The 26,822-nt window shown below is 64.3% G+C and carries 21 protein-coding genes and 1 pseudogene; 15 read left to right on the top strand and 7 right to left on the bottom strand.

Annotated elements, in window-relative coordinates; translation table 11 throughout:
* Window positions 1-13: 13 nt before the first annotated feature.
* Together P5704_008530 and P5704_008535 are read left to right on the top strand one after the other, a co-directional pair.
* Complete coding sequence (locus P5704_008530; protein ID WOF80504.1) at window positions 14-889, top strand: DUF4198 domain-containing protein; 876 nt, start codon at window positions 14-16, stop codon at window positions 887-889.
* A gap of 70 nt (window positions 890-959) precedes the next feature.
* On the top strand, window positions 960-2,519 hold the full coding sequence (locus P5704_008535; GenBank protein WOF80505.1) for a sulfite reductase subunit alpha: 1,560 nt from the start codon (window positions 960-962) through the stop codon (window positions 2,517-2,519).
* A gap of 60 nt (window positions 2,520-2,579) precedes the next feature.
* On the opposite strand, the gene P5704_008540 is transcribed toward P5704_008535, so the two are convergent.
* Complete coding sequence (locus tag P5704_008540; GenBank protein WOF80506.1) at window positions 2,580-4,838, bottom strand: TonB-dependent siderophore receptor; 2,259 nt, start codon at window positions 4,836-4,838, stop codon at window positions 2,580-2,582.
* Window positions 4,839-4,977: 139 nt separating this feature from the next.
* Here P5704_008540 and P5704_008545 point away from each other — a divergent pair, with 139 nt between their 5' ends.
* Together P5704_008545 and P5704_008550 are read left to right on the top strand one after the other, a co-directional pair.
* Entirely contained in the window at window positions 4,978-5,658 is a 681-nt protein-coding gene (locus P5704_008545; GenBank protein ID WOF80507.1) for a Fe2+-dependent dioxygenase, read from the top strand.
* Window positions 5,658-6,416 (top strand): tetratricopeptide repeat protein, encoded by a 759-nt coding sequence (locus P5704_008550; protein WOF80508.1) that lies wholly within the window; start codon window positions 5,658-5,660, stop codon window positions 6,414-6,416. Before P5704_008545 ends, P5704_008550 begins: the two co-directional genes overlap by 1 nt.
* A 58-nt stretch (window positions 6,417-6,474) precedes the next feature.
* On the opposite strand, the gene P5704_008555 is transcribed toward P5704_008550, so the two are convergent.
* Window positions 6,475-7,638 carry a type III PLP-dependent enzyme gene (locus P5704_008555; protein ID WOF80509.1) on the bottom strand — a complete coding sequence of 388 codons (1,164 nt, stop codon included), beginning with the start codon at window positions 7,636-7,638 and terminating at the stop codon, window positions 6,475-6,477.
* A gap of 406 nt (window positions 7,639-8,044) precedes the next feature.
* Here P5704_008555 and P5704_008560 point away from each other — a divergent pair, with 406 nt between their 5' ends.
* The 3 genes and pseudogenes from P5704_008560 to P5704_008570 all read left to right on the top strand — a co-directional run bounded on the left by P5704_008560 (window position 8,045) and on the right by P5704_008570 (window position 10,450).
* Window positions 8,045-9,628, top strand: a complete 1,584-nt coding sequence (locus P5704_008560) for a peptide chain release factor 3 (protein WOF80510.1) — start codon at window positions 8,045-8,047, stop codon at window positions 9,626-9,628.
* A 67-nt stretch (window positions 9,629-9,695) separates the two neighbouring features.
* On the top strand, window positions 9,696-10,004 hold the full coding sequence (locus P5704_008565; GenBank protein ID WOF80511.1) for a hypothetical protein: 309 nt from the start codon (window positions 9,696-9,698) through the stop codon (window positions 10,002-10,004).
* 37 nt (window positions 10,005-10,041) lie between these two features.
* Window positions 10,042-10,450: pseudogene (locus tag P5704_008570) on the top strand (endonuclease domain-containing protein).
* Window positions 10,451-11,715: 1,265 nt separating this feature from the next.
* Here P5704_008570 and P5704_008575 read toward each other — a convergent pair.
* From P5704_008575 to ptsP, 4 genes are all read right to left on the bottom strand, one after another.
* The gene (locus P5704_008575) at window positions 11,716-14,109 is read right to left on the bottom strand and encodes a membrane-bound PQQ-dependent dehydrogenase, glucose/quinate/shikimate family (protein WOF80512.1); all 2,394 of its coding nucleotides are present in this window, start codon (window positions 14,107-14,109) and stop codon (window positions 11,716-11,718) included.
* Between the two features lie 130 nt (window positions 14,110-14,239).
* A complete protein-coding gene (locus tag P5704_008580; GenBank protein WOF80513.1) occupies window positions 14,240-15,979 on the bottom strand; it encodes a PTS fructose-like transporter subunit IIB in 1,740 nt (579 codons plus the stop codon).
* 20 nt (window positions 15,980-15,999) lie between these two features.
* A complete protein-coding gene (pfkB, locus tag P5704_008585) occupies window positions 16,000-16,938 on the bottom strand; it encodes a 1-phosphofructokinase (GenBank protein ID WOF80514.1) in 939 nt (312 codons plus the stop codon).
* On the bottom strand, window positions 16,938-19,814 hold the full coding sequence (gene ptsP / locus P5704_008590; protein WOF80515.1) for a phosphoenolpyruvate--protein phosphotransferase: 2,877 nt from the start codon (window positions 19,812-19,814) through the stop codon (window positions 16,938-16,940). Before ptsP ends, pfkB begins: the two co-directional genes overlap by 1 nt.
* A 180-nt stretch (window positions 19,815-19,994) precedes the next feature.
* Between ptsP and cra the strand changes: the two genes are divergently transcribed.
* The 6 genes from cra (at window position 19,995) to P5704_008620 (ending at window position 23,897) form a co-directional block, all read left to right on the top strand.
* Window positions 19,995-20,984: a catabolite repressor/activator gene (gene cra, locus P5704_008595; GenBank protein ID WOF80516.1), complete on the top strand. Its 990-nt coding sequence runs from the start codon at window positions 19,995-19,997 to the stop codon at window positions 20,982-20,984.
* 68 nt (window positions 20,985-21,052) lie between these two features.
* Window positions 21,053-21,358, top strand: a complete 306-nt coding sequence (locus P5704_008600; protein WOF80517.1) for a nucleotide pyrophosphohydrolase — start codon at window positions 21,053-21,055, stop codon at window positions 21,356-21,358.
* A complete protein-coding gene (locus tag P5704_008605) occupies window positions 21,355-22,104 on the top strand; it encodes a methyltransferase domain-containing protein (GenBank protein ID WOF80518.1) in 750 nt (249 codons plus the stop codon). Before P5704_008600 ends, P5704_008605 begins: the two co-directional genes overlap by 4 nt.
* An 18-nt stretch (window positions 22,105-22,122) precedes the next feature.
* Complete coding sequence (locus P5704_008610) at window positions 22,123-22,731, top strand: DUF4136 domain-containing protein (protein ID WOF80519.1); 609 nt, start codon at window positions 22,123-22,125, stop codon at window positions 22,729-22,731.
* Between the two features lie 73 nt (window positions 22,732-22,804).
* Complete coding sequence (locus tag P5704_008615) at window positions 22,805-23,362, top strand: DUF4136 domain-containing protein (GenBank protein WOF80520.1); 558 nt, start codon at window positions 22,805-22,807, stop codon at window positions 23,360-23,362.
* Between the two features lie 85 nt (window positions 23,363-23,447).
* The gene (locus P5704_008620) at window positions 23,448-23,897 is read left to right on the top strand and encodes a DMT family transporter (protein WOF80521.1); all 450 of its coding nucleotides are present in this window, start codon (window positions 23,448-23,450) and stop codon (window positions 23,895-23,897) included.
* A 17-nt stretch (window positions 23,898-23,914) separates the two neighbouring features.
* On the opposite strand, the gene P5704_008625 is transcribed toward P5704_008620, so the two are convergent.
* Complete coding sequence (locus P5704_008625) at window positions 23,915-24,847, bottom strand: SdiA-regulated domain-containing protein (GenBank protein WOF80522.1); 933 nt, start codon at window positions 24,845-24,847, stop codon at window positions 23,915-23,917.
* Between the two features lie 230 nt (window positions 24,848-25,077).
* Here P5704_008625 and P5704_008630 point away from each other — a divergent pair, with 230 nt between their 5' ends.
* Window positions 25,078-25,371 carry a hypothetical protein gene (locus P5704_008630; GenBank protein WOF80523.1) on the top strand — a complete coding sequence of 98 codons (294 nt, stop codon included), beginning with the start codon at window positions 25,078-25,080 and terminating at the stop codon, window positions 25,369-25,371.
* Between the two features lie 76 nt (window positions 25,372-25,447).
* The gene (locus P5704_008635) at window positions 25,448-26,821 is read left to right on the top strand and encodes an MATE family efflux transporter (protein WOF80524.1); all 1,374 of its coding nucleotides are present in this window, start codon (window positions 25,448-25,450) and stop codon (window positions 26,819-26,821) included.
* The last annotated feature ends 1 nt before the right edge of the window (window position 26,822 follow it).

Below are 26,822 nucleotides of genomic sequence, written 5' to 3' on the forward strand. Positions count from 1 at the left end.
CAGGAAGCACGCCATGAAACCCGTAATCAAATGGACCGCCCTGGCCCTCGCTGTCTGCCTGCCGCTTTCGGCGCAGGCCCACCGCGCCTGGATGCTGCCTTCGGCTACCGTGCTCTCGGGTGAAGAGCCTTGGATCACCGTCGACGCCGCGGTTTCCAACGACCTGTTCTATTTCGAACACGTGCCGATGCGCCTCAAGGGTATCGGCGAGGCAGCCCAGGCGCCGGCAGGTGGCCCGCCCGGCATGCGCGGGCGGCCGGTTCCGGAGCTGCAGGTCATCGCCCCGGATGGCTCCAAGGTCGCGGTACAGAACGGCGCCATCGGCCGCTACCGCAGTACCTTCGATGTGCAGCTGAGCCAGAAGGGCACCTACAAGCTGGCGGTCGCCAACAACGGCCTGTTCGCCAGCTGGAAGGAAAACGGCCAGATGCGCCGCTGGATGGGCACCCCGGAAAGCTTCGCCAAGGACGTCCCGGCCAAGGCCGAAGGTCTCAAGGTCAGCCAGACCAGCAACCGCATGGAAGTGTTCGTGACCTCCGGTGCGCCCAGCACTGACGTACTCGCGCCCAGCGGCCAGGGCCTGGAACTCAAGCCCGTCACCCACCCCAACGACCTGTTCGCCGGCGAAGCGGCGGAGTTCGTCTTTCTGCTCGATGGCAAGCCGGCCGCGGATGTCGAGATCAGCGTGATCCCGGGCGGCAACCGCTACCGCGACCAGCTGGGGGAGATCAGGACGAAAACCGACAAGGACGGCAAGGCCCGCATCACCTGGCCGGAAGCCGGCATGTACTGGCTGGAAGCCGAGCTCACTACCGACAAGGGCGTCAGCAAACCTGCCACCGAGCGCCGCGCCAGCTACAGCGCCACGCTGGAAGTGCTGGCTCCCTGACGCCAGCCCGCTGCCTGAGCACTGACGCTCAGGCAGCGCGCTACCGCATTCCCCGCAACGAGTCCGCTTCTTGCCCAGACCTTTCCACTCCGTCCGGCGCCTGTCGCCGCTGCTCGGCTGTCTCGCGGTCGCTGCGCTGCTGCTGTGGTGGCAGCCGCCGCGGGAGATCAGCGCTGCCGTGGTCGTCCTCGTCTATCTGGCCATGTCGCTGTATTGCTGGCATGGCCAGTTACCCCGCAAAGCAGCATCTACCGACGCGACCTCGGCGCTTGTGGTGACCTATGCCAGCCAGGGCGGGCAAGCCCGGCTCTATGCCGAGCGCAGTGCTGAGCAGCTTCGCGAAGCTGGCCTGAACGTGCAGCTGCTGCCGCTGAATGCGCTGGAGCCGAGCCAGCTGCCAGCGCTGCGCATCCTGTTCGTCGTCAGCACCTATGGCGAAGGCGAGGCGCCGGACGACGGCGCGCGTTTCGAGCGGCGCCTGAGCACGGCAAACCTGCAGCTGCAGGACCTCGAGTATGCCGTGCTGGCCTTTGGTGATCGCCAGTACCGCCATTTCTGTGCGTTCGGCCAGCGTCTGGATGAACGAATGCGCCAATGCGGCGCCACGCCACTGTTCGATCGCCTGGAGGCTGACCGAGCCGATCCCGGCGTGCTGCGTCACTGGCAACAGCAGCTGGCCCATTTAAGTGGCAACAGCGATTTCAGCGACTGGCTGCCGGCGCCCTATCGGCAATGGCAGCTCACCGAGCGCCGCTGCCTCAACCCCGGCAGTGCCGGCGCGCCAGTGCAGCATCTGACGCTCGTGCCAGTCGACGATCAGCAATGCTGGCGCGCCGGCGATATCGTCGAGGTCGGCCCGCAGCACGAACTGGCCCGCATGGAACGCTTGCTGCAGCAGCTGGGTCTCGACCCGCAGCAGCGGCTCGATGGCCAGCGTCTGGCAAGCCAGCTGGCCGGACTACGCCTGCCGGACCTCGACGTGTTGCGCACGCTCGACCTGCCCGCCTTGCTGGCCCTGCCGCCCTTGCCGCACCGCGAATACTCCATCGCCTCGATACCCGCGGACGGCGCCGTGCAGCTGGTGGTGCGCGAAGCTCGTCATCCGGACGGCATGCTCGGCCTCGGCTCCGGCTGGCTGTGCCGTCACGCGGCGATTGGCGAGCGGATCGCCCTGCGCATCCGCAGCAACCCCGGTTTTCATGGGCCCTCGGTCGATACACCGCTGATCCTGATCGGCAACGGCACCGGGATCGCCGGATTGCGCGCGCACCTGCGCGAACGCGCAGCCGCTCCCCAAGACTCACGCAGCTGGCTGCTGTTCGGCGAACGCAACGCCGCCCACGACTTCTTCTTTCGAGACGAACTGCAGCATTGGCTCGACAGCGGCCTGCTGGAGCGGCTGGACCTGGCGTTCTCTCGCGACCAGCCGGAGAAGCGCTATGTGCAGCAAGTCTTGCGGGACGCGGCCGACGACCTGCGCCGCTGGATCGACCAGGGCGCGGCGATCTACGTTTGCGGCAGCCTGGAAGGCATGGGGCAGGAAGTGCAGCAGATCCTGCTCGGTCTGCTCGGCCAGGCGCGGCTGGAACAGCTGAGCGAGCAGGGACGCTATCGCCGCGACCTGTATTGATGTCCGCCATAACGACAAAGGCCGCTTCGAAGAGCGGCCTTTGTCATTTTCACAGCGGGATCAGAAGTGGAAGTTGGTGCTCAGTAACGCAGTACGACCGGCCGCGACGTGGGCATAGTGGCTGCCGTAGACCTGATCGAAATAGCGCTTGTCGGTCAGGTTCTGCACGTTCAGCTGCAGGTCCAGATTCTTGCTCACGCGATAGGCGGCCATCGCATCGTAGCGCCAGTATTCCGGTACCTCGATGTTGTTGGCCGTGTCGCCGAAGCGGGAGTCGACGTAGGTCGCACCGCCACCGATGGTCAGGTCCTGGGTGAGGTTGTAGGTGTTCCAGAAGCTGAAGCTGTGCTCCGGCGTGCTCGGCACCTCGTTACCGTCGTACAGCCCTTCCAAGTACACCGGCGCCGCGCGGGTGCCGACGTTGGCGGCACCGGACTTGACCACTTCGGCGTCCAGATAGGTATAGCTGGCAAACACCTGCCAGTTACGGGTGATCTGGCCGGTGGCGCCCAGCTCCAGGCCGTCGACCTGGGTTTCACCGATGCTTTCCTGGAAACCGCTGGCGTTGGTCACCCGCGCGTTGGTCTTCTCGGTGCGGAACAGCGCGGCGGTCAGGCCAAGACGCTCGTCGAAGAAATCCCACTTGGTGCCGATCTCGTAGTTGCGGTTGCGCTCCGGATCGAGAACCTCATTGTTCGCGCTGAGCGCATCGGAGCCCTCGCCACCGGTCTCGCCGGACGGATTGCTGGACGTCGACCAGGCCGCATAGATGCTGCCGTTGGGCAACGGATTGAAGACCAGGCCCAACTGGTAGTTCCAGAAGTGGCTCTTGTTCTCCGGCCGGGTCACGACACCGGCGGTGGAGACGGCCTTCTGCTCCGTTTCATAGTCGTCGTAGCGCAGCCCCATGTTCAGCGACCACTGCTCGTTGAACTTCAGCGTATCGAAGACGTAGGCCGCCAGCGTTTCGGTGTCGGTATCGGTCGTCGCCGCGCTGCGCGCGATGCTGCCGGTCCAGGCATCCTTGGAGCTCGGGTTGGACAGGCTAGTGCAGTCGCCCGAAGCCAGGTGCGCCGACGAACAGGTGTTGCCGCTGGTGCCCGGAGTGACCACGTAGGGTCGGTTGTGCACGCCGACATCGCTGATTTCCACGCCGGTCACCAGGGTGTGCTCGATGCTGCCGGTGTCGAATCGCGCCGTCAGATCGGTCTGGTTGACCCAGCTCTGGGTATCGGAATTGCGGCTCTTGGCAGAGCGCGAAACCAGTCCATTGGGCACGTTGCCACGCGAGTCGTCCGGGTTGGTGACGATGTAGTCCAGGGTGGTGCGGGCGATACGCGTGGTGTTGGAGACGGTCAGGTTCTCGTTCAGGTCGTGCTCGAGCCGAATGGTGCCGGCATCCGTGGTGCTCTCGCGGAAGTCGCGGCTTTCAAGGCCGTAGAAGTTGTCGCGATCCACGCTCACTGGCTCGCGACCTGGATTGCCTGGCGTAGCCACGGTCAGCGGAATGCCGTAGTCCGGCATGTCGTCTGTTTCCAGGTGGTAGTAGGACAGTGTCGCCCGGGTCGGCGTATCGAAGCCGAAGGTGATGGTCGGTGCCACGCCCCAACGACTGACATCCACGCCATCGCGGCCGGCAACGTTGGCCTCGTGTTTCATCAGGTTCAGACGGCCGGCGACGTTGTCACCGAGCACGCGGTTGACGTCCAGCGTGTAGCGGCGCGTCTGGTCCGAGCCGAGGGTGACGCTGGCATCGCCGAAGTCGCGTTGCTTGGCGGTCTTGCTGATCAAATTGAGGCTGCCGCCCGTGGAGCCGGCACCGGTGTAGGCTGAGCCCGGCCCCTTGCTCACTTCGATGCTCTCGACGTTGAAGATCTCGCGGGTTTGCGAGCCAACGTCACGCAGGCCGTCGATGAAGGTGTCGCTCTCGGCGTTGAAGCCGCGGATGATCGGCCGGTCGCCCGCCGGATTTCCGCCCTCGCCCGCACCGAAGGTGATACCGGAAGTGGTGCGCAACGCATCGACCAACGTCAGCGAACCGGTGTCGCGAATCACCTGGTCGGTGATCACGGTGACCGACTTCGGTGTTTCGCGCAGCGGTGCCGTGTATTTCTTCGAGGCGGATGTATCGGCCTTGTAGGCCTGTTCCTGCTCACCGATTACCGTCACTTCATCGAGCGCAACCGGCGCTTCGCTGGGCGATGACGCTGCAGGCACAACCTGAGCCATGGAGGGAGCGGTGAAAGCGGTAAGGGCGACACCGATAGCCGAAGCCAACACACGAGGTGGCTGGGCCAGTTCTAGAGACTGACGCGACATGTAATGCGGATCCTTGGAAGTTGATGCAACTGCGAATTTCTATTATTAGCAGGTAGCATTCTGATACATTCTGTCGCATTCTGAAACACCTGAATGCAAACTAATATCATTTGCTCTTTTCCGCTCCTGCCGGTGACCCATGCTTCTACGCATTGCCAATGTGTTCTCCCGAGAAGAAACCGACCGTATTCGCTCCGCGCTGGAACAGGCCACCTGGCAGGACGGCCGCGTCACCGCTGGCTATCAGTCGGCCAAGGCCAAATACAATCTGCAGCTGGCGGAGGACGACCCACTCGCCCGCGAGATTGCCGAAGCCATGCTGCAACGGCTCTGGCAGCACCCGCAGTTCATGTCTGCCGCGCTGCCGAGCAAGGTCTTTCCGCCCCTGTTCAACTGCTACACGGCAGGCGGCGAGTTTGGCTATCACATCGACAACGCGGTGCGTCAGGTACGCAACAGCGCCGAACGCGTGCGCACCGACCTGTCCGCCACACTGTTCTTCAGCGATCCCGAGGAGTACGACGGCGGCGAACTGGTGATCCACGACACCTACGGCACGCAGCGGGTGAAGTTCGCTGCCGGCGACATGGTGCTCTACCCCAGCACCAGCCTGCACAAGGTGGAGCCGGTCACCCGCGGCGCACGGCTGGCTTCGTTCTTCTGGATTCAGAGCCTGGTTCGCGAGGATGCGCAGCGCACGCTGCTCTACGAGATGGACCAGGCCATCCAGCAGCTGACCGCCGATGTGCCGGAGCACCCATCCCTGGTGCAACTGACCGGCACCTATCACAACCTGCTGCGCCGCTGGGTCGAGGTCTGATGCCTCATCTTCTGCGCCGTAAGGAAGCACTCGACAGCGACCAACTGGGCAAACTGGCCGAGGAGCCGCACCGAGCCGCACGCCTGGTCCTCGCGGCCGCCGCGACCGGGGAAATCGAAGCGCAGGCGCTGCTCGGGCAAATCCTGCTGGAGGGCCGCGGCATCCAGGCCGATCCCGAACTGGCCCTGACCTGGTTCGGCATCGCCGCCGGCCGCGGCCACGCCATGGCCTGCAACATGGCCGGACGCTGCCACGAGCTTGGCTGGGGCTGCCCGGCCAATCCCGCACGCGCCGCCGAGCGGTACCGGCGCGCGGCAGACATGGGGTTGGACTGGGGCATGTACAACCTGGCCAATCTGCTCGCCACCGGTCGCGGTGTTTCACAGGATGAAGCCGTGGCCTATCGCCTATACCGCCAGGCCGCCGAGCTGGGCCACGCCAAGTCGATGAACCTGACCGGACGCTGCCTGGAAGAAGGCCGCGGTGTGTCGCGCGATGTGTCAGCGGCGCACGGCTGGTATCGACGTTCCGCGGAGGCTGGCGACTTTCGCGGCCAGTTCAGCCATGCCGCCGTGCTGCTCACCCAGCAGCAATGGGACGCCGCCCGGCATTGGCTGGACTGCGCGCTTGAGGTTGGCCACCTGAAGTTCCTCGAGACCGCGCTGGCCAGCCTGCAGGCCGCAGCATTGCCTCAGGTCGCCGATATCGTCGAGGCCTACGCGCGGCGACGCAACGAGCTACGCGCCGGGTTACGGTGAACGAAGCACAGAAACGAAAACGCCCCGCAATGCGGGGCGTTCGTTCATCGTCTACGGCTTAGATGTAGTAAGCCTTCAGCGGCGGGAAGCCGTTGAATTCGACGGCGCTGTAGCTGGTGGTGTAGGCACCGGTGGACAGCCAGTACAGGCGGTCGCCGATGGCCAGGTTAAGCGGCAGGCCGTACTTGTAGTTCTCGTACATGATGTCGGCGCTGTCGCAGGTCGGACCGGCGATCACCACTTCCTCGACTTCGCCCTTCTTCTCGGCATAGATCGGGAACTTGATCGACTCGTCCATTGTTTCGATCAGGCCGCTGAACTTGCCCACATCGACATACACCCAACGCTCGACCGCGGTACGCGACTTGCGTGCCACCAGCACCACTTCACTGACGAGGATGCCGGCGTTGGCGATCAGCGAACGACCCGGCTCGAGGATGATTTCCGGCAACTCGTCGCCGAAGTCTTCCTTGAGGAAGCGGATGATTTCCTCGGCGTAGGTTTCAAGGCTGTTGGTGCGGGTGATGTAGTTGGCGGGGAAACCGCCACCCATGTTGATCATCTTCAGCTCGATGCCGTCTTCTTCCTTCAGACGCTCGAAGATCACCTTGACCTTGGCGATGGCGGCGTCCCATACGGAAATGTCGCGCTGCTGCGAACCGACATGGAAGGAAATGCCGTAGGGCTCCAGCTTCAGCTGACGCGCGAGGATCAAGAGATCCATCGCCATGTCGGTCTGGCAGCCGAACTTGCGCGACAGCGGCCAGTCCGCAGTGGTGGAGCCTTCGGTGAGGATGCGTACATAGACTTTCGAACCCGGCGCGGCCTTGGCGATGTTGCGCAGGTCGGCTTCCGAGTCGGTGGCGAACATGCGCACACCCTTGTCGTAGAAGTAGCGGATGTCCTTGGCTTTCTTGATGGTGTTGCCGTAGCTGATGCGCTCCGGGCCAACGCCGCGGGACATTACCTTGTCCAGCTCGTAGATCGAGGCGATATCGAAGCTCGAACCCTTGTCGCGCAGCAGATCGATGATCTCGACCGCCGGGTTGGCCTTGACGGCGTAGTACACGCTGGCGAATTCGAAACCGGCGCGCAGGTCGTCATAAGCCTTGCTGATGGTTTCGGTGTCGATCACCACGAAGGGGGTTTCGTGCTGGTCGGCAAATGCCTTCATCTTCTGGAAGGTGGCGCGAGGGTAATAGTCTTCGATCTTGACCGTCATGCGTGGGACTCCAAAAAACGGGAAACAAAAGTCGGATGAGGGATGGAGGGCATCAGCCCTGACAAGAACGCCTGATCAGTTTCCCCACTTTGGTTCGCCTACTTCCCAAGGCATGTCGCCGAGTATCACGGAGGATCTCTCGTCGTCAGTACTTGAGCCGGATGGATCGTTGCCAGCATGGACGTTCGGGCGCGAACTTTAGGACCAAGGGGGGCATAGATCAATCAAAAAAACGTCCCGAAGGTGCATCCGTTTCGAGTTGTTGTCGATTCAAAACAAAGCGTCATGGAAACTGCACAAATCGGCGATTTCCGCAGCCGTGCGGGCCGCAGCGAAATCCATTTGCCGCTATAATCGCCGCCTTTTTTGACAGACCGACTACTCGTCGACGGGTTCCTTAATTCCGATGACCACTCAGGCCGCCGAAGTCGCGAAGCGCCGTACCTTCGCCATCATCTCGCACCCCGATGCGGGCAAGACCACCATCACCGAAAAGCTGCTGCTGATGGGCAAGGCGATCGCCGTTGCCGGTACGGTGAAGTCGCGCAAATCCGACCGCCATGCCACCTCCGACTGGATGGAAATGGAGAAGCAGCGCGGCATCTCCATCACCACCTCGGTGATGCAGTTCCCCTACCGCGAGCACATGATCAACCTGCTCGACACCCCCGGCCACGAGGACTTCTCGGAAGACACCTACCGCACGCTGACAGCGGTGGACTCGGCGCTGATGGTTCTCGACGGCGGCAAGGGTGTCGAGCCACGCACCATCGCGCTGATGGACGTCTGCCGCCTGCGAGACACGCCGATCGTGAGCTTCATCAACAAGCTCGACCGCGATATCCGCGACCCGATCGAGCTGCTCGACGAAATCGAGGCGGTGCTGAAAATCAAGGCCGCGCCGATCACATGGCCGATCGGCTGCTACCGCGACTTCAAGGGCGTGTACCACCTCAAGGACGACTACATCATCGTCTACACGCCGGGCCACGGGCACGAGCGCACCGAGGTCAAGATCATCCAGAACCTGGATTCCGACGAAGCGCGCAAGCACATCGGCGACGAGTACGAGCGTTTCATCGAACAGCTGGAACTGGTTCAGGGCGCCTGCCACGAGTTCGACCAGGACGAATTCCTCAGCGGTCAGCTGACCCCGGTGTTCTTCGGTACCGCGCTGGGCAACTTCGGCGTCGATCACGTGCTCGACGCCGTCGTCGACTGGGCGCCCATGCCGCTCGCCCGTGCAGCGAACGAACGCGTTGTCGAGCCGGTCGAGGAGAAGTTCACCGGCTTCGTGTTCAAGATCCAGGCGAACATGGACCCCAAACACCGCGACCGCATCGCCTTCATGCGCATCTGCTCGGGCAAGTACAGCCAAGGCATGAAAATGCGCCACGCACGCCTGGGCAAGGACGTGCGCGTCGGCGACGCTCTGACCTTCTTTTCCAGCGAACGTGAACAACTGGAAGAGGCCTACGCCGGCGACATCATCGGCCTGCACAACCACGGCACCATCCAGATCGGCGACACCTTCACCGAAGGCGAGAATCTGGGCTTCACCGGCATCCCGCACTTCGCCCCGGAGCTGTTCCGTCGCGTGCGCCTGAAGGACCCGCTGAAATCCAAGCAGCTGCGTCAGGGCCTGCAGGAACTGGCCGAGGAAGGCGCCACCCAGGTGTTCTTCCCCGAGCGCAACAACGACATCATCCTCGGCGCGGTCGGCGTGCTGCAGTTCGACGTCGTCGCCAGCCGCCTGAAAGAGGAATACAAGGTCGAGTGCGCCTACGAGGCGATCAACGTCTGGTCGGCACGCTGGATCGAGTGCAGTGACGAGAAGAAGCTCAAGGAGTTCAAGGACAAGGCCTTCGAGAACCTCGCCATCGACGGCGGCGGCCACCTCACTTACCTGGCGCCGACGCGGGTGAACCTGAGCCTGATGGAAGAGCGCTGGCCGGATGTGAAGTTCAGGGCGACGCGGGAGCATCATTGAGACCTGACACACGCGTAGCGGACAGGCGTTAGGCTATGTTTGCGGCTTCACATATCGGAGCAACACCATGCGGAGTCTTCTGCTCGCTCTCGCGCTTTTCACCTCTGCCGCTCAGGCTGGGGTGCTGATCAACAGCCCGTACTGGGTCGTCGCGCTGACGTGCGCCAATAATCAGGAATGCTATGCCGCCAGCAACGGCAGCTATACCGGATCCCTGAACGGCGCACGACGCTTCGATGACCAGACCCAGGCAACGAAGTTTATGAACAGCTTGACGTCAAGCCTGCGGGATAAATCGCCGCGCATAGAACAGCATACGGAGCAGCAGTGCGTGGAGCCCAGCGGAAACCGCACTTATCAGGGGCACCCCTGCTGAACCGCTTTGACCCAGCTTATTTCACAGGGATCGTGAAATGCCGACTGAACGCGCCTCCACCGAACAACGCCAGTTCGCCAGACACCTCCGACACCAACTCACCGATTGCGAGCGGCTCTTGTGGTCGCGGCTGCGCAATCGCGGTTTAGCCCGATTCAAATTTCGTCGGCAGCATCCGTGGCCACCGTATGTGCTGGACTTCTACTGCGCCGAGCTGCGGCTGGTGGTCGAGCTCGATGGCGGTCAGCACCATGACGAAGCTGGCCTGGCGAAAGACCGTTTGCGCACGGTCTATCTGCAGCAACAGGGACTGGAGGTTTTACGCTTCAGCAATCTGGATGTGATGCGAAATCTGGAGGGAGTCCTGACGGAAATCTTGCGCTGGCTGGAGACCCGCGCCCCCTCACCCCAACCCTCTCCCCGGAGGGGAGAGGGAGCTGGATTGAAGTCACTGAACCATCTGTGATCGACCCGACACACATTAAGCGCTTCGCCCTACACCGGAACGGAAACTTGTTCGGTCCGCTCCATCTCTTCCTAAGGAGAGCCCCTCGAACGAGATCACCGAATCATCCGAACCGATTCAGCTATCAACATGCGTCTCGACATACACCGGAACGAAAACCCAGCTCGCTCCAGTCCCCTCTCCCCTCCGGGGAGAGGGCTAGGGTGAGGGGCTGTCGCCTATGTCGAGCGCAGCAGTCGACGCCCACACCGCTCCCCCTCACCTGCTGCTTAAGCGTCCACATGATCAGTGAATAACCCCGTTTGCTGCCAAACGAGCCACGCCGGCCGGCCATTGGCAGCACGAACTGCTTGCAGGATTGGCGTGCCTGCCATCAGTAGCAGTTCTGACGAAGCCATTGCTCTGAATGGCGGCCCGCGCCCCTCACCCCAACCCTCTCCCCGGTGGGGAGAGGGAGCTGGATTGAAGTCATTGAACCACCTGTGATCGACCCAACACACATTAAGCGCTTCGCCCTACGCCGGAATGGAAACCTGTTCGGTCCGCTCCATCTCTTCCTAAGGAGAGCCCCTCGAACGAGATCACCGAATCATCCGAACCGATTCAGCTATCAACATGCGTCTCGACATACACCGGAACGAAAACCCAGCTCGCTCCAGTCCCCTCTCCCCTCCGGGGAGAGGGCTAGGGTGAGGGGCCGGTGCCTATGACGAGCGCAGCAGTCGACGCCCACACCGCTCCCCCTCACCTGCTGCTTAAGCGTCCACATGATCAGTGAATAACCCCGTTTGCTGCCAAACGAGCCACGCCGGCCGACCATTGGCACCACGAACTGCTTGCAGGATTGGCGTGCCTGCCATCAGTAGCAGTTCTGACGAAGCCATTGCTCTGGATGGCGGCCCGCACCCCTCACCCCAACCCTCTCCCCGGTGGGGAGAGGGAGCTGGATTGAAGTCACTGAACCATCTGTGAGCGGCCAGATACAACTGAGCAATCACGTAGCTGCATGCGCCAGCAGTCTGATAAATACATTTCGCTTCTCGCTGCCCCTAGGACCTGTTCAAGTCTGCGCAAGAGACATGTGCAGCAACACAGGCAGTTGCCAATCGGTTACATCAACACCCCTGCGCCTCACCAACGAACGAAACCCAAACTCGCTCCAGTCCCCTCCGGGGAGAGGGCTAGGGTGAGGGGCTGGTGCCTATGACGGGCGCAGCAGTCGACGCCCACTCCGCCCCGCTTCACCTACTCCTCAAGCGTCCAGGCGATCAGTGAATCACCCAGTTTGCTACCGAACGAGCCATGCCCGCCGGCCATCTGCACCACATACTGCTTGCCGGTCTTCTCCGATACATAGGTCATCGGCGTCGCCTGGCCACCGGCGGGCAGGCGGCCCTTCCACAGTTCCTTGCCGTTCTGCAGGTCATAGGCGCGCAGGTAGTAGTCCAGCGTTCCGCTCATAAAGGCAACGCCACCTGCAGTGACGATCGGTCCGCCCAGCGCTGGCGTACCCACCGGGAGGGGAATGCCAAGCGGGGCACTGTCGCGGCTGGTGCCATTCTTGTGCATCCAGACCTTCTTCATGCTGCGCAGGTCCAGCGCGGTGACGAAGCCCCATGGTGGCGTTTGGCACGGCAGGCCGATGACCGACATGAACGGCTCCAGACGCACCATGTACGGGGCTCCCAGGTTGGGTTGCAGGCCGGTCTCGCCGCCGCCGGTACGCTCATCGGGGGCCACCGCGCTGCGCTTGACCATAGTCGAGACGAAGGCCAGGTAATTCGGCGCACCGAACAACAGCTGCCGACTCGGATCGACCGCCACCGATGGCCAGTTGAAGGTACCCACGTTACCCGGATAGATCAGCGAGCCCTGTTCCGACGGCGGCGTGAAGTCGCCCTCGTAGCGCAGCTTGCGGAACTGGATGCGGCACATCATCTGGTCCAGCGGCGTGCCGCCCCACATGTCGCGCTCGCGCAGCGGCTCTTGCGGGGCGTAGCTGACGGCGGATGCGGGCTGGGTCGGCGCGGTGAACTCGCCGTAGTCGGTTCCTTGCGGCACAGGCATCTCTTCCACCGGCACGATCGGCTCGCCGGTGCGGCGGTCGAGGATGTACAGATCGCCACGCTTGGTCGGCTGGATGATGGCCGGCACCTGACCTTGCGGCCCATCGATGTCCACCAGCGTCGGCTGCGATGGCAGGTCGCGATCCCAGAGGTCGTGGTGCACGGTCTGGAATTCCCAGCGCACCTGTCCGGTGGCCAGGTCCAGCGCCACCAGGGTATCGGTGAAGCGCTCGGACTCCGGCGTGCGCGGCTGCGCCCACTGGTCCGGCGTCTGGTTGCCGGTGGGGATGTAGACCAGCCCCAGCGACTCGTCGGCGGTGGCGATAGTCCAGGAGTTCGGCGTGCTGCGCACGTAGGTTTCCCCGGGCGCCAAAGGCTCCGTGGCGTCCGGGTTGCCCGGATCGAAATTCCACACCAGCTCGCCGCTGCGCACGTCGTAGGCGCGAATCACGCCGCCGGGCGAATCCACCGCGCCGTTGTCGGTGATCGAACCGCCGACGATGACCAGCTTCTCGGTCACCACCGGTGGTGAAGTCGGCAGGTAAACGCCCAAAGCGTCCTCACCGAGCCCAGCCTTCAGATCCACCACGCCGGCATTGCCGAAGCTCTCGCAGGGCTTGCCGTCCTCGACATCCAGCGCGACCAGGGTGCCGTCGTTGGTCGGCAGAAACAGCCTCCGCGCGCAACGCGCCACGGGCTGCTCGGACGGCGCCGTCGCTGCGGGCCCATAGGCCGTGGCGTCATGGAAGGCCAGGCCGCGGCAGGTCATGTGCTGGTAGTACTCGGCATCGCGATTGATGCTCGGGTCGAAGCGCCAGCGCTCTTCACCGCTGTCGGCGTCCACCGCGATGGCGATGCTGTGCGGCGTACAGATGAACAGGTTGTCGCCAACCTTCAACGGCGTCACCTGATAGGTGATCTCGCCGGGGTCGCCTTCGCCGGAAAGGTCACCGGTGCGAAACTCCCAGGCCTTCTTCAACTTACCGACGTTATCCGGCGTGATCAGATCGGCCGTCGAGTAACGATCGCCGCGGTCGGAGCCACCGTAGGCTTTCCATTCGCTGGCAACCCGACCGGCCTGCCCCTCGGGGTTCATGCCCTGCATCTGCGCGTCGCTGAATTCACCCGTGATCGAGTGATAATCCTGGGTCAGCGAGTACCCGGCGATCAGCGCGCCGGCCAGCAGCCCCAAGCCAAGCAGGCCGCTGGCGCCATCACGCCAGACCAGCCGATCGCCGACGTAGCGATTGACGAAAGGCAGAATCAGCCAGAGCCCGAGGATGCACCAGAGGTCGATTCGCGGCGCCAGCTGCCACCAGTCGAAGCTGACTTCGTACAGCGTCCACGCCAACGTCGCCAGCAGCAGCACCGCGTAGAGCCAGATCGCGGCGCGACGCCGAGCGAACAACAGCCCGGCCACGCCTAACAGCCCTATACCAGCCAGCAGGTAGTACCAGGAGCCACCCAACATCGCGAGGTAGCCGCCGCCAACGGCCATCAGCGCCCCCAGCAGCAGGACCACCACGGCGGTCAGGGTGATGCGCATGGGCCGCGGCCCGTAATCGATACTCATGCAACGCTCTCCAGCCGATTCATTTACAAAACAAAAAGCAAAAAGCTGGCGAAACTTTCTGACACAAAGTCTCGCCAGCTTTCAGTGGATACGATGGACAGGGCTTTAGTTCAGCCGCTCTGGCGAGCGCTTACGCCGTTGCCCCAATGCTGAGCGGCTGCGTTTCAGGTCGCTTGATCAGCGCATAGATCACCCCGGTCACCAGGCTGCCAGCGAGGATCGCAACCAGATACAGCAGTGCGTGATTGATGGCGTTGGGAATCAGCAGCACGAAAAGTCCGCCATGCGGGGCCAACAGTTTCGCGCCGAAGGCCATGGACAACGCACCGGTCAGCGCACCACCGGCGATGCTGGCCGGAATCACCCGCAGCGGGTCTTTTGCGGCGAAGGGAATCGCCCCTTCGGAAATGAAGCAGCAACCCAACACCAGCGCGGCCTTGCCAGCTTCGCGCTCGGTCTGTGCGAACTTGCGCCGGGCGATCAGCGTGGCGATGCCCATGCCGATCGGCGGCACCATGCCCGCGGCCATCGTGGCGGCCATCGGCGCGTAGCTCTGCGAGGCCAGCAAGCCCACTGAAAACGCATATGCCGCCTTGTTCACCGGCCCACCGAGGTCGACGCACATCATGGTGCCCAGCAGCAGCCCGAGCAGGATGGCGTTGGACGTGCCCATGGTGTCGAGGAATTCGGTCAGCCCGGCGAGCAGTTGCGCCACCGGCGTGCCGACGATGTAGATCATCACCAGTCCCGTCACCAGGCTGGCCAGCAACGGGATGATCAGGATCGGCTTGAGCGACTCGATACTGGCCGGCAGTGGAATCCAGCGGCTCACCGCCTTGGCCGCATAGCCGGCGACGAAACCGGCGATGATGCCGCCGATAAATCCCGCACCGAGGGTGCCCGCCAGCAGCCCACCGATCATGCCCGGCGCCAGACCCGGGCGGTCGGCGATGGAATAGGCGATGTAGCCGGCCAGCAGCGGCACCATCAGCTGGAAGGCCGTTTCGCCACCGATCTGCATCAAGGCGGCTGCTAGGGTGCCCTCCTCCTTGAATGCCTCGATGCCAAAGACGAAGGACAGCGCGATCAGCAAACCGCCCGCCACCACCATCGGCAGCATGTAGGACACACCCGTGAGCAGGTGCTTGTAGACGCCGGCCTTCTCACCCGTCTGCTCGCCACTTGCGCTGGTTGCCGGCGCACTACCGCTGAGCACCGCACCTTCTTCCAACGCGCGGTCCAGCGTCGCCTCGGGTTGCTTGAGCGCAACGCCGGTGCCGCAGCGAAACACGCGCTTACCGGCGAAGCGGGCCATATCCACCTCGATGTCGGCAGCCAATAGAACCACGTCGGCCGCGGCGATGGCGTCCGCTTCCAGCACGTTCCGCGCGCCTACCGAGCCGCGGGTTTCCACCTGAAGGTCGTAGCCCTTACGAACCGCAGCCTGCTGCAGCGCTTCGGCCGCCATAAAGGTGTGCGCTACACCGGTCGGGCACGCTGTGATGGCAACCAGCTTGGGCTTGCCGCTGGTATGCGCCGCATCCGCTTCGTCGGCCTGCTGCAGCTCGCTGGCGGTGTCCGCGGCACTGCGCAGGAAGGCTTCCGGATCGAGCAGTGCCTCGGATGGCGTGGACTGGGCGACGCGCTTGCCAACGAAGCGCTGCAATGACAACGGCCCGGTTTTCACCACCACCACCAGATCGGCATTGGCGATCTGCGCGGGCGTCAGCGGCGAACCGATGGCCTTGGGATCGTGGACTTCCACGGCGGTCGACCAGCCCAGACGATGGGCAGCCGCTTCGAGCAGCCGTGAAGTCAGCACGCTGGTGACCATTCCGTTGGGGCAGGCCGTGACGATGAGAAGATTCATTCCTTCACCTCTTGTTCGAATTATTGGCTGAGCGACTGCAGGCGCACCGCAGCTTCAAGCTCCGCAAGTTCAGCCGTGTCGGTGATGCCGAACCCAACCTGCCCGACTGCCTGCGCGGCGATGGCCGTGGCCTGTGTGAGCGTGCGCTCGGTCGGCCAGCCTTGCAGCAGGCCGTGAAGCATCCCGGCAAGCAGCGAGTCGCCGGCACCCACGGTGCTGACGACTTGAACCTTGGGCGGATTGGCGTGCAGGGCCGCGCCTGGCGAGAACCAGGTGACGCCATTGGCGCCCTGGGAAACCACCACGTGTTCGATGCCTTCGGCTTGCAGTCGTCGTGCTTCGGATGCCAACGCTGAGGACTCGGAAAGATCGACGCCGCGCGCTTCGCCCAGCTCTTCCTCATTAGGTTTGATAAGCCAGGGCCTGGTCGCCAGCCCGTCACGCAGCGCAGGTCCACTGCTATCCAATGCCACCCGCGCGCAGCGCGCCTTCAGCGTCTGCAGCAGCTGCACGAACCACTGGCTGTCGATGCCACGCGGCAAACTGCCGGCGACCACCACGAGATCATGGGTGGGCGCAAGTCGCTCGAGTCGCGCCAGCAGCTCCTTGCAGTGCGTCTCGCTCACCAGCAGGCCGGGCCCGTTGATATCAGTAACCCGCCCATCCGCCTCAGCCAGTTTGATATTGCTGCGGGTATCGCCCGGCACGCGGACGAATTCGTCGGCAAATCCACGCGCGGCGAACAACTGCTCGAAGGCCTGCGGATTGCCCTCGCCGAGAAAGCCGGTGACGGTCAGCTGGTGACCGAGGTGGGCCAGCACCTGCGCGACGTTGAGCCCTTTTCCGGCGGCATGCACCTGCAGACTTTCGCTGCGATTGACTTCGCCCAGGCGCAGCGCGGGCAGCTGCACGGTCAGGTCCAGGGCCGGGTTGAGAGTGACGGTCAGCACGCGAGCCATCAGCAGTGCTCCCCGACGAAGGCGCGGACTTCATGGGCACCGGGCAGCATCAGGGCTTGCTGGGCCAGCCTCTGGCAGGCGGCGAAATCCAGCTCGCGAACGCGCGCCTTCACCAAGGCGATGCTGCGCGCCGACACGCTCAGTTCGTCCACGCCCAGGCCCACCAGCATCGGCACCGCCAGCGCATCGGCGGCCAGCTCACCGCAAACACCCACCCACTTGCCGTGCGCGTGAGCGGCCTCGACGGTCATGCCGATCAAACGCAACACCGCCGGGTGCAAGCCGTCGGCCTGCCCTGAAAGCGTCGGATGCCCGCGGTCGATGGCCAGGGTGTATTGCGTCAGGTCATTGGTGCCGATGCTGAAGAAGTCGACTTCCTGCGCCAGCACCGGCGCGATCAGGGCCGCAGAGGGGATCTCGATCATGATGCCGACCTGCAGATCGGCCACCGGCAGCTCAACGCGCAGGCGGTCGACCATGGCCTTGGCGGTGCGCCACTCGTCGATATTGCCGACCATGGGGAACATGATCCGCAGCGGGCGCCCATCGGCCGATGCGAGCAAGGCACGCAGCTGGGTTTCGAGGATGTCCGGGCGTTGCAGGCTCAGGCGAATGCCGCGCACGCCAAGAAAGGGGTTTTCCTCGGCGGGCATCGGCCAGTACGGCAGCGGTTTGTCCCCGCCGACATCCAGCGTACGTACCACCAATGGACGCCCTTCGAGGGCTTCCAGCACACGGCGGTACTCGGCTTCCTGAGTCGCCTGATCCGGCGCCTGGGAATGGTTCATGAACACCAGCTCGGTACGCAGCAGGCCAATGCCTTCGGCGCCCATCGCCACCGCTTCCAGAGTTTCGCCGGCAGCGCCGATATTGGCAGCGATCTCTACCGGATGGCCGTCGCGGGTGATGGCCGGCTCCAGGCGACGCTCATTTGCCAGGCGCTTGCGCTCCTCGCGGGTGGCGCGCTCGTTGCGGGCCTGCTCCAGCTGCGCATCGGTCGGGGCGACCAGCAGTTCACCGCGCTCGCCGTCGAGCAGCAACAGTGTGTTTGGGGCCAGCCCGAGCACCCCCGGCCCTGCACCGACGATGGCTGGAATGCCCAGCGCGCGGGCGATGATGGCGCTGTGCGAAGTGGCGCCGCCGCCAGCGGTAAGAATGCCTGCGACCCGCTGGGCGTTTAGCGTGGCGACGTCCGAAGGCGCCACCTCGTCCATCACCAGGATGTAGGGCTCATCTGGGGCCTGCTCGGCTTCCACACCAGTCAGGCAGGCCAGCACGCGACGCCCGACGTCACGCAGGTCGGCGGCCCGCTCGGCCAGCAGTTTGTCGTGCAAGGCCTCCTGCTGCTGCGCCGCAATTTCGATTTCCTCCATCCAGGCGGCCTCGGCACTCAAACCTTTTTGTAGGCGCGCCTGGACTTCCTCGCGCAGCGCCGGGTCGCGCAGCATGGCCTGATGGGTGGTGAAGATGTCGCGGATGCTGGCGACCTGACTCTCATCGATCAGCGTGCCGATCTCCGCATGGACCTTGTCCAGCGCCGCATCCAGCCGCTGCAGTTCGATCACCGGAAACTCGCCGCGCTTGGGGTAGTCGATCACCTGCGGCTTGCGTACCAGGACCGGACCGATGGCGATGCCGGGCGCGGCGGCGATGCCGACGACCTGCTCGCCGGCCCGCAAGACGGGCACGTCCTGGGCTGCCTCATTCAGTTGCACGGCCCGCGGCTCCGCCGGCGCCCCGCCGGCCGGCAGCGGCTCGATTTCCTCGCCCAGCCCTTCTTCCACCGCGCGGACCAGCGCCGGCAACGCATCGTCGGCGATCGAGGGCTCGGCGATGAACTCCAGCACCTGGCCGCGATGCGAGCCCATCGCCAGCAGCTTGCTCAGGCTCTTGGCCGACACGCCCGCGCTCTGGCTACCAGCCAGGCGCACTCGGATCTCGCCGGCGAAGGCCTGTGCGACCTCGGTCAGCACCTTGGCTGGGCGTGCATGCAAGCCATGGGCGTTAGCCAGTGGCACCTGGGCACTCGGCCAATCTGCCGGCACCTCGCCGCCCAGGGCTTCGAGCACTGTGCGACTGGACGTCGCCTGGCTCAGCTCCTGCCCGCGGCCTTCGATCAGCAGATTGCACAGGCGCTCGAGCATCGCCCGATGCGCTTCGCCCAGGCTGGCCAGCACGAAAAGCCCGTTGAGCGGCTGCCCCTGATGCTCGAGATTCGAAGCTGGCGTGACGAAGGCGAGACCAGGACGCTGCACCGCCTGCTCGCTACTCAGCCACCAGAGGCCATCCCCCAGCGGCAGCGCCTGGCCAAGCGGCAGACTGGCGTTGAAACCCGGCTCCACGCACTGCGCGCGCTTGAGCAGCTTGACGCCCTGCCAGGCCAGCTCGTCGAAATCATCCGCAGCGACACCCAGCGAGACCAGCTCGCCATCTAGCGCTAGCGCCTGTGGCGCACCCTGCAGCAGGTCGATGATGGCTTCCGGGCTTTCGGCTTTCTGCAGCGCCTCGCTCAGATCGCCTTCACCCAATGCTCGGGTCAGCAGCTGTAGCAGGCGCAGGTGTTCGTCGGAACGCGCAGCGATACCGATGGCCAGATACACCAGCTGGCCGTTGCCCCAGTCGACGCCGGCCGGAAAATGCAGCAGCCGCACGCCGGTGGTGAACACCTGATCGCGGGTTTCCGGCGTGCCATGGGGAATCGCAAGGCCCTGACCGAGAAAGGTCGAGCCCTGCGCTTCACGCGCACGCAGCCCGTCCAGATAACCCGGCGCGACCAGCCCGTCGGCGACCAGAACTTCACCCAGCAGGGCCAGCGCCGCTGGCTTGTCCGCCGCGGCCTGATGCATGTGGATGTGCTGTGCATTCAACTCAAGCATGGAGAACTCCTGCGGGGCTCGCGATTGTTGTGGCCGACGGTCGCGCCGGCTTTGCCCGAATCCTGGGCTGGCGCTTCAGACCGAAACACTGCTGAAACGTTTCACCTAAGGCTGGCACATTACGCAATATTGGGTAATTCTAGAAGCCCGAGTTCATACCACCCGTCTCAGGACCCTCTGTTGAAACTGACCGACATCGCCCGCCTCGCCAACGTTTCGGTAACCACCGCCAGCTATGTGCTCAATGGCAAGGCCGCGCAGCGCCGTATCAGCGCGGCCACGGTCGAGCGGGTGATGGCCGTGGCCGAACAGCAGGGCTTTCAGCTCGACCAGCAGGCGGCTGGCCTGCGTCGCGGGCAGTCGCGCACCCTCGGCTTCATCGTTCCGGATCTGGAAAACCCCAGCTACGCGCGTCTGGCCAAACTGCTCGAGCAGCGCGCGCGGCAGCGCGGCTACCAGCTGCTGATCGCCGGCACCGACGACGAGCCGGATACCGAGCGCCAGGTCATCCAGCTGCTGCGCTCGCGCCGCTGCGATGCGCTGATCGTCGCTAGCTGCCTACCAGCCGACGACCAGAGCTATCGCAAGGTGCAGGCGGCTGGCACGCCGGTGATCGCCCTCGACCGTGCGCTGGACGCCGAGCACTTCTGCTCGGTGGTCAGCGATGATTGCGAAGCGGCCGCCCTGCTCACCCGCTCGCTGGCAGTTCCGGCCGCCGCCCATATCGCCCTGATCAGCGCACGCCCGGCATTGCCCATCAGTCAGCAGCGCGAGGAAGGTTTTCGCCAGGCACTGTCGCAGCACAGCGGTCAGGTCAGCATCCTGCAGGCCGAACAGTTCAGCCGTGCGTGCGGCCGTGAACAGATGCTCGCCCTGCTCGAGCGCGGCCCGCTGCCCGATGCGCTGATCACCACCGCCTACGTCTTGCTCGAAGGCGTCTTCGATGCGCTGCGCGAGCGGAACCTGCTGTGGCCAGAGCAGCTGCGGCTGGCGACCTTTGGTGACGCGCAGTTGCTGGATTTCCTGCCGATCCGGGTCAATGCGATTTCCCAGCAGCACGAGCAGATCGCCGAGCAAACCCTGGAACAGGCAATCCGCGCCATCGAGCAGGGCGATTACCGTCCCGGCGTGATCGCCATCGAGCGTGAGCTGAAAGTGCGGCGTCTCTGATCCGCCCCTTGCGGGCGCTGCCGCGCTGACGGAAGCTTGTCGTCTTTCGAACACGCCCACCCTCCCAGATGAACATCGAACAGATCACCCAACGCCTGCACGCCATCCGCGATCAGAACGACTGGCAGCGCTTTCACAGCCCCAAGAATCTTGCCATGGCCGCCAGCGTGGAAATGGCCGAGCTGGTGGAAATCTTCCAGTGGCAGACCGAAGACGAGTCGCGCCAGCTCTCAGCCGACAAACTCGAGCATGCCGGTCAGGAAGTCGGCGACATCCTCATGTACCTGCTCTTGATGTGCAGCGAGCTGGGCATCGATATGGAACAGGCGCTGCTGGCCAAGCTGGCTGACAACGAGCGGCGGTTCGCCCGATGAGCGATCGGCATTTCGACGAGCTGGCGACGCGCTTTGCCGAGAAAATCTATGGCGGCGCCAAGGGCGCGATTCGCCTCGCCGTACTGCAGGCGGACTTGTCCGAGGTTCTGCCGCAGCGGCCGTTGCGGGTTCTCGACGTCGGTGCCGGCCTCGGCCATATGAGCCTGTGGCTGGCGCGCCAGGGCCATGAAGTAACCCTCGCCGAGCCCGCCGAACCCATGCTCGAAGGCGCCCGCGTGCAGTTCGCCGACGCGGGCCAGAACGCCACATTTATTCAAACGCCTTGGCAGGAGATCGAGAGCCAGGTCGAGGGCCGCTTCGATCTGGTCATCTGCCACGCCGTGCTGGAATGGCTGGCCGAGCCTGAAGCGATCCTGCCGGTGCTGCATCGCCTGACATCGGCCGATGGCTGGCTATCGCTGGCCTTCTACAACCGCGACGCGCTGATCTACCGCAACCTGCTCAAGGGCCATTTCAAGAAGCTGCGCAGCCAGACCTATGCCGGCGAGCGCCAGAGCCTGACCCCGCAGCAGCCGCTGGACCCACGCGAGCTGGCGGCGCAACTCGCACCGCACTGGCAGGTCGAAACAACCAGTGGCGTGCGCGTATTCCATGACTACATGCCCGCCGATTTCCAGGCCCGCACCGAGCCGGCCGAACTGATCGAGATGGAGCTGGCCTACCGCCGCCATCCACAATTTGCCGGTCTCGGGCGCTACCTGCACTGGATGTGTCGGCCGCTCTGAGCCGACCGGGAGGTACCGATGTCGATCCGCGCCATGCTGCCGGTGCTCTGCCTGGGCCTTGCAGCCTGCCAGAGCCAGAACCCCTATACCGACGAATCCGCGCCGATTCCTCCGGCGCCACCTATCGAGCAGATCCAGTCACCGGTCTATCCGGCGGCACCACGGGACTTCTCCAGCTACCAGAACTGGAGCTGGCAAGCCCCACCGGCCGGCACCGCGTCGATCACCGGTGAGGAACTGCAGGAAATGGTCGCCGGCGCGCTCGATCAACTCGGCTTGCGCCCTGCGCAGGCCGAGCGCAAGGGCGAGCTGTTGATCAGCGCCCGCGCCAGCAAGGAGACCCGCATTCGGCAGACTTACGATGATTACGGCCCGCATGTCGGCGTAGGCCGCTACGGTGGCGGCTACGGGTACGGCTCAGGTTATGGCGTGGGGACGAGCGTACCCATCGTGCGTAACTACGAGGAAGAGGTGCTCTCGGTGCGTATCGAGATGTTCGACGCGGCTTCCGGCCAATCGATCTGGAGCAATCGCGCCGAAGCACGTAGCGGCGGTAGCCGCGCCAAGCAGCAGGATGCGCTGCGCGAGGCGGTGCAGCGGGCGCTGGCGGACTACCCGCCGCGCTGAGCGTGACAGCGATGCAGACTCAGCCCCGCGCCGAGGCCTAGACTGAACAGATTCCACCCTCCGGAGAACGATCATGTTGCGCTGCCTGTTGCTGATACCTCTGCTCTTCGCGCTCGCCGCCTGCCAGGGCCCGCAGGTGCAGCGCGATTTCGATCCGACGCGGGATTTCTCGGCCTATCGGGCCTGGGGCTGGCAGGAACCGGCGCTGCAGTATCGGCCTGATGATCCAAGAATCAAAAGCGACCTCACCGAACAACGCATTCGCACGGCGATCGCCGAACAGCTCGATCAGCAGGGAATGCGTCCCGCGACGGCCGGCAAAGCGGCGGACCTCAAGGTGCAGGCCTGGTACATCGTCGACCAGCGCACCCAGCAGTACACGACCACCTCCGGCGCCTGGGGCAATCCCTGGTACGGCTACTGGGGCGGCCCGATGTTCACCGACACCCGCACCATCGACTATCAGGTCGGCACGCTACAGATCGACCTGTATGACGCCGCTGACGGCAAACTGGTCTGGCGCGGCAGCGCCGAGCAGACCCTGAGCAACCGCCAGGGCACCCCCGAGCAACGCGCCGGCAGCATGCGCGAGCTGGTGACACGGGTGCTGTCGCAATACCCGCCGCGCTGAGCCAAGCGCAGCGAACCGCTGTCCCGCTATGGCGAGTCGTATCCCGGCTCGCCATACTGTCGCGCCCTGATTCCGGAGATCCGAAATGCCTGCCGTTGCCTGGTGGTTACTCACCCTTCCGTTCATTGCCGGCGCGATGCTGCCCCTGCAGGCCGGAATCAACGGCCAGGTCGCGCGTCACCTCGGCAACGTGATGGGCGCGGCACTGCTTTCGTTTACCGTGGGAACACTGGCGCTGTTCGTCATCGTGGCAGTCCAGCGCGATATCCCGGCGTTGCAGACGCTGAAGGGCCTGCACTGGTGGCACTGGTGTGGTGGGCTGCTGGGGGCCTTTTTCATCGCCACGGCCGCCTTCGCCGCACCGCGCACGGGAGCGTTGCTGTTTATGGCGCTATTGCTGGCCGGCCAGCTGTTCGTCGCCTTGCTGCTGGATCACTTCGGCTGGGCCGGCTTTCGCCAGTCCAGCATCAGCTTCGGTAAAGTCTCCGGTCTGCTGCTGATCTTCGCCGGCGTCTGGCTGATCCAGCGCGGCTAGCAGATGCGCGGCGGGCGTCACTCGTGCTCGAAGGCGTAGAACAGGTTGGGCTCGCTGACCAGGTATAGATTGCCCTGTGCATCGAAGGTCATCCCTTCGGCCTGCGGCACGCTGCGCTCCAGTCCGGCAAACCCGCTCCAGAGCGAGCGGAAGCTGACCAGCTCGCCCTCGGCATCGAGCTCCAGCATCATCTTCGCCTCGTCGCTGAGCAGCACCAGATGGCCGGTACGCTCGTCGAAGTGCACCGAGGACAGATCACTGGCCATGTCCAGCGTCTCGATCCAGGCCTCACGGTCGATGATCTTGATGTCCATGTCACCTGCCAGACTGCGCTTGATGCCTTGGATCTCGTATAGCTTGCGCGGTGAATGCTCCTTGACCACGAACAGCCGATCACCGGCGCGGTCGTACCCGACGCCCTCGAAACCGGTATTGTCCGCGTCGTTCAGGGCCAGGGTAATGGAGCGGGCGTCGGTACGCTGCAGCGGACCGGCAATCCTGGGAACCTGCACGATCAACAGCGACTGCTTACGCTCCTCGGTCAACACAAGCAGGTCATCACCCAGATAGGTCACGCCCTCTACGTCCTGGAACCCGCGCAGCGGGTAGCGCGCGAGGAAGCCGCCATCCTTGTCCAGCGCCAGCAGCTCTTCGGGGTTATTGACGACGCCCCAGAGATGGTCGCGGCGTTCGTCATAGGTCAGCCCGGAAAGATTGTCTTCCACCGTGGCCACCGGCAGCGCGTCGATCTTCACCCGGTATTCGGGTAGCCAGAGGCTGTGCCTTTCCCAGCTGCTCTCATGCCAGGTGGTTTTCAGCGTATAGAACAGCCGCTCGTCCAGATGAGTGGCGGTGACAACGTAGAGCAGGCCGAAAAAGACGCAGCCATAGGCCCAGGCCGGGCGCAGTGTCTTGATTCGTTCCAGGCGCGCTCTGGCAATGGCCAGCATCGTTGGTCTTCTCGTTCTGGGAATGGTAGGCAGGCTGCCTGGCGCTTGTTGCAGTTGCATGAAGGTCGGGAACGCATGATGCGCTAAGGACTCACAGCGACATTCCGACCGCCTCCTGCCCTGGTGGTTCCAGCGCAGCGGCGACCGTTCGGAACTCTCGGGCGCACTCGAGAGCCCAATGCCCAGAGCCGTGCTTGGGCACCGCAATCGAACGTTCAGGAGAGTGATACATGCGGGTAGAAGGATTCTTCGAATGGCTGGGACAGGCGCTGGGCGCGGTCATACGTTTCATCGTCGAGGCGCTAGGCGACTTCTTCGGCCTGTTTGCCAGGGCCGGACACAATTTCCTCGAGGGGTTGTCGCGTACGCTGGGCATGGACCGCTCGCTGATCAGCCTGGTAGCACTGGCGATCGGCCTGCTGTTGCTGGTTGCGGCGGTCCGCGCGTTCTTTCGCGGCTCGATCATCGGCGGGCTGATCTGGCTGTTCCTCGGGCTGTGGCTGCTGAGCTGGTTGATTCACTGACGCGCAGCCTAAAGCTCGGACTTTCCCTCTTTCATTGCATGCCACGTATAGTGCCGGGCCGTCCCGGAGGCCCGTAATGTCCAGCATGCTTGCCGCCTGGCGCCACGCCCCAACCCACAGCAAGGTGTGGGCGCTGGCGGCGCCGATGATCCTGTCGAACCTATCCGTTCCGCTGGTCGCACTGGTGGACAGCAGCGTGATCGGCCATCTGCCGCACGCGCATCAGCTGGGCGCAGTGGCGGTCGGCGGTAGCCTGTATACGCTGCTGGTGTGGGTGATGGGCTTTCTGCGCATGGGCACGACAGGCTTCGCCGCCCAGGCCGCTGGTCGCAACGACGGCGGCGCCCTGCGCCAGATCTTGTTACAGGGATTGCTGCTGGCCCTGGGTTTCGCGCTGTTGCTCGGGGTGCTCGGCGTGCCGCTGAAAGGCGCGGCCCTGCAGCTCATGCAGCCCTCGGCCGAACTGGACGAACTCACCCGTGACTATTTCCACACGCGGCTGTTCGGCCTGCCCGCGGCGCTGGCCAGCTATGCGCTGATCGGCTGGTTCCTCGGCACGCAGAATGCGCGCGCGCCACTGGCCATCCTGCTGACCACCAATCTGATCAACGTGGCGCTGGACCTGTGGTTCGTGCTCGGCCTCGACTGGGGCGTGACCGGCGCCGCACGCGCCTCGGTGATCGCCGAATGGAGCGGCGCGCTGCTCGGCCTGGCGCTCACCCGCAAGGCGCTGGCCCGCTATCCCGGTCGAGTCGATACCCGCGCGCTGCGCCGCTGGTTGAGCTGGCGGCCGCTGATGGCGGTCAACCGCGACATCTTCCTGCGCTCGCTGGCGCTGCAACTGGTGTTCTTCCTGGTGACTGTCCAGGGCACCCGCCTGGGTGATGCGACGGTCGCCGCCAATGCGCTGTTGCTCAATGGTCTGCTGCTGACCGCCCACGCCCTCGATGGATTGGCTCATGCCGTGGAAGCCTTGGCCGGGCATGCCATCGGTGCCCGCAACCGCGACGCACTGCAGCGAGTGATGGTGGTCGCCGGGGGCTGGTCGTTGCTGGCCAGCGTCGCCTTCGGCTTGTTCTTCCTGCTTGGCGGCCATCTATTTATCCAGCTGCAGACCGACATTCCCGAGGTCCGCGCGACCGCGCTGACCTACCTGCCCTATCTGGCGGCGTTGCCGCTGATTGCGGTCTGGAGCTATCTGCTCGACGGGTTGTTCATCGGTGCAACCCGCGCGCGGGAGATGCGCAACAGCATGCTCCTAGCGGTAGGCCTGACGCTGCCACTGGGCTGGCTGCTGCAAGGGCTGGGCAATCACGGCTTGTGGCTGGCGTTTCTCGCCTTCATGCTGACGCGCGGCATCTGCCTGGGCGTGATTGCCTTGCGTCTGCAGCGCCGCGGCGCCTGGTTTACCATGAGCACGCCTGGCACCACACATTCCGAAGGACGCTGAA

Source organism: Pseudomonas sp. FeN3W, assembly GCA_030263805.2.
GTDB lineage: Bacteria > Pseudomonadota > Gammaproteobacteria > Pseudomonadales > Pseudomonadaceae > Stutzerimonas > Stutzerimonas stutzeri_G.

Coding starts and splice junctions, on each gene's coding strand:
- P5704_008530 (WOF80504.1), top strand. CDS start 14: ATGAAACCCGTAATCAAATGGACCGCCCTGGCCCTCGCTGTCTGCCTG.
- P5704_008540 (WOF80506.1), bottom strand. CDS start 4,838: ATGTCGCGTCAGTCTCTAGAACTGGCCCAGCCACCTCGTGTGTTGGCT.
- P5704_008545 (WOF80507.1), top strand. CDS start 4,978: ATGCTTCTACGCATTGCCAATGTGTTCTCCCGAGAAGAAACCGACCGT.
- P5704_008550 (WOF80508.1), top strand. CDS start 5,658: ATGCCTCATCTTCTGCGCCGTAAGGAAGCACTCGACAGCGACCAACTG.
- P5704_008555 (WOF80509.1), bottom strand. CDS start 7,638: ATGACGGTCAAGATCGAAGACTATTACCCTCGCGCCACCTTCCAGAAG.
- P5704_008560 (WOF80510.1), top strand. CDS start 8,045: ATGACCACTCAGGCCGCCGAAGTCGCGAAGCGCCGTACCTTCGCCATC.
- P5704_008565 (WOF80511.1), top strand. CDS start 9,696: ATGCGGAGTCTTCTGCTCGCTCTCGCGCTTTTCACCTCTGCCGCTCAG.
- P5704_008575 (WOF80512.1), bottom strand. CDS start 14,109: ATGAGTATCGATTACGGGCCGCGGCCCATGCGCATCACCCTGACCGCC.
- P5704_008580 (WOF80513.1), bottom strand. CDS start 15,979: ATGAATCTTCTCATCGTCACGGCCTGCCCCAACGGAATGGTCACCAGC.
- pfkB (WOF80514.1), bottom strand. CDS start 16,938: ATGGCTCGCGTGCTGACCGTCACTCTCAACCCGGCCCTGGACCTGACC.
- ptsP (WOF80515.1), bottom strand. CDS start 19,814: ATGCTTGAGTTGAATGCACAGCACATCCACATGCATCAGGCCGCGGCG.
- P5704_008600 (WOF80517.1), top strand. CDS start 21,053: ATGAACATCGAACAGATCACCCAACGCCTGCACGCCATCCGCGATCAG.
- P5704_008605 (WOF80518.1), top strand. CDS start 21,355: ATGAGCGATCGGCATTTCGACGAGCTGGCGACGCGCTTTGCCGAGAAA.
- P5704_008610 (WOF80519.1), top strand. CDS start 22,123: ATGTCGATCCGCGCCATGCTGCCGGTGCTCTGCCTGGGCCTTGCAGCC.
- P5704_008615 (WOF80520.1), top strand. CDS start 22,805: ATGTTGCGCTGCCTGTTGCTGATACCTCTGCTCTTCGCGCTCGCCGCC.
- P5704_008620 (WOF80521.1), top strand. CDS start 23,448: ATGCCTGCCGTTGCCTGGTGGTTACTCACCCTTCCGTTCATTGCCGGC.
- P5704_008625 (WOF80522.1), bottom strand. CDS start 24,847: ATGCTGGCCATTGCCAGAGCGCGCCTGGAACGAATCAAGACACTGCGC.
- P5704_008630 (WOF80523.1), top strand. CDS start 25,078: ATGCGGGTAGAAGGATTCTTCGAATGGCTGGGACAGGCGCTGGGCGCG.
- P5704_008635 (WOF80524.1), top strand. CDS start 25,448: ATGTCCAGCATGCTTGCCGCCTGGCGCCACGCCCCAACCCACAGCAAG.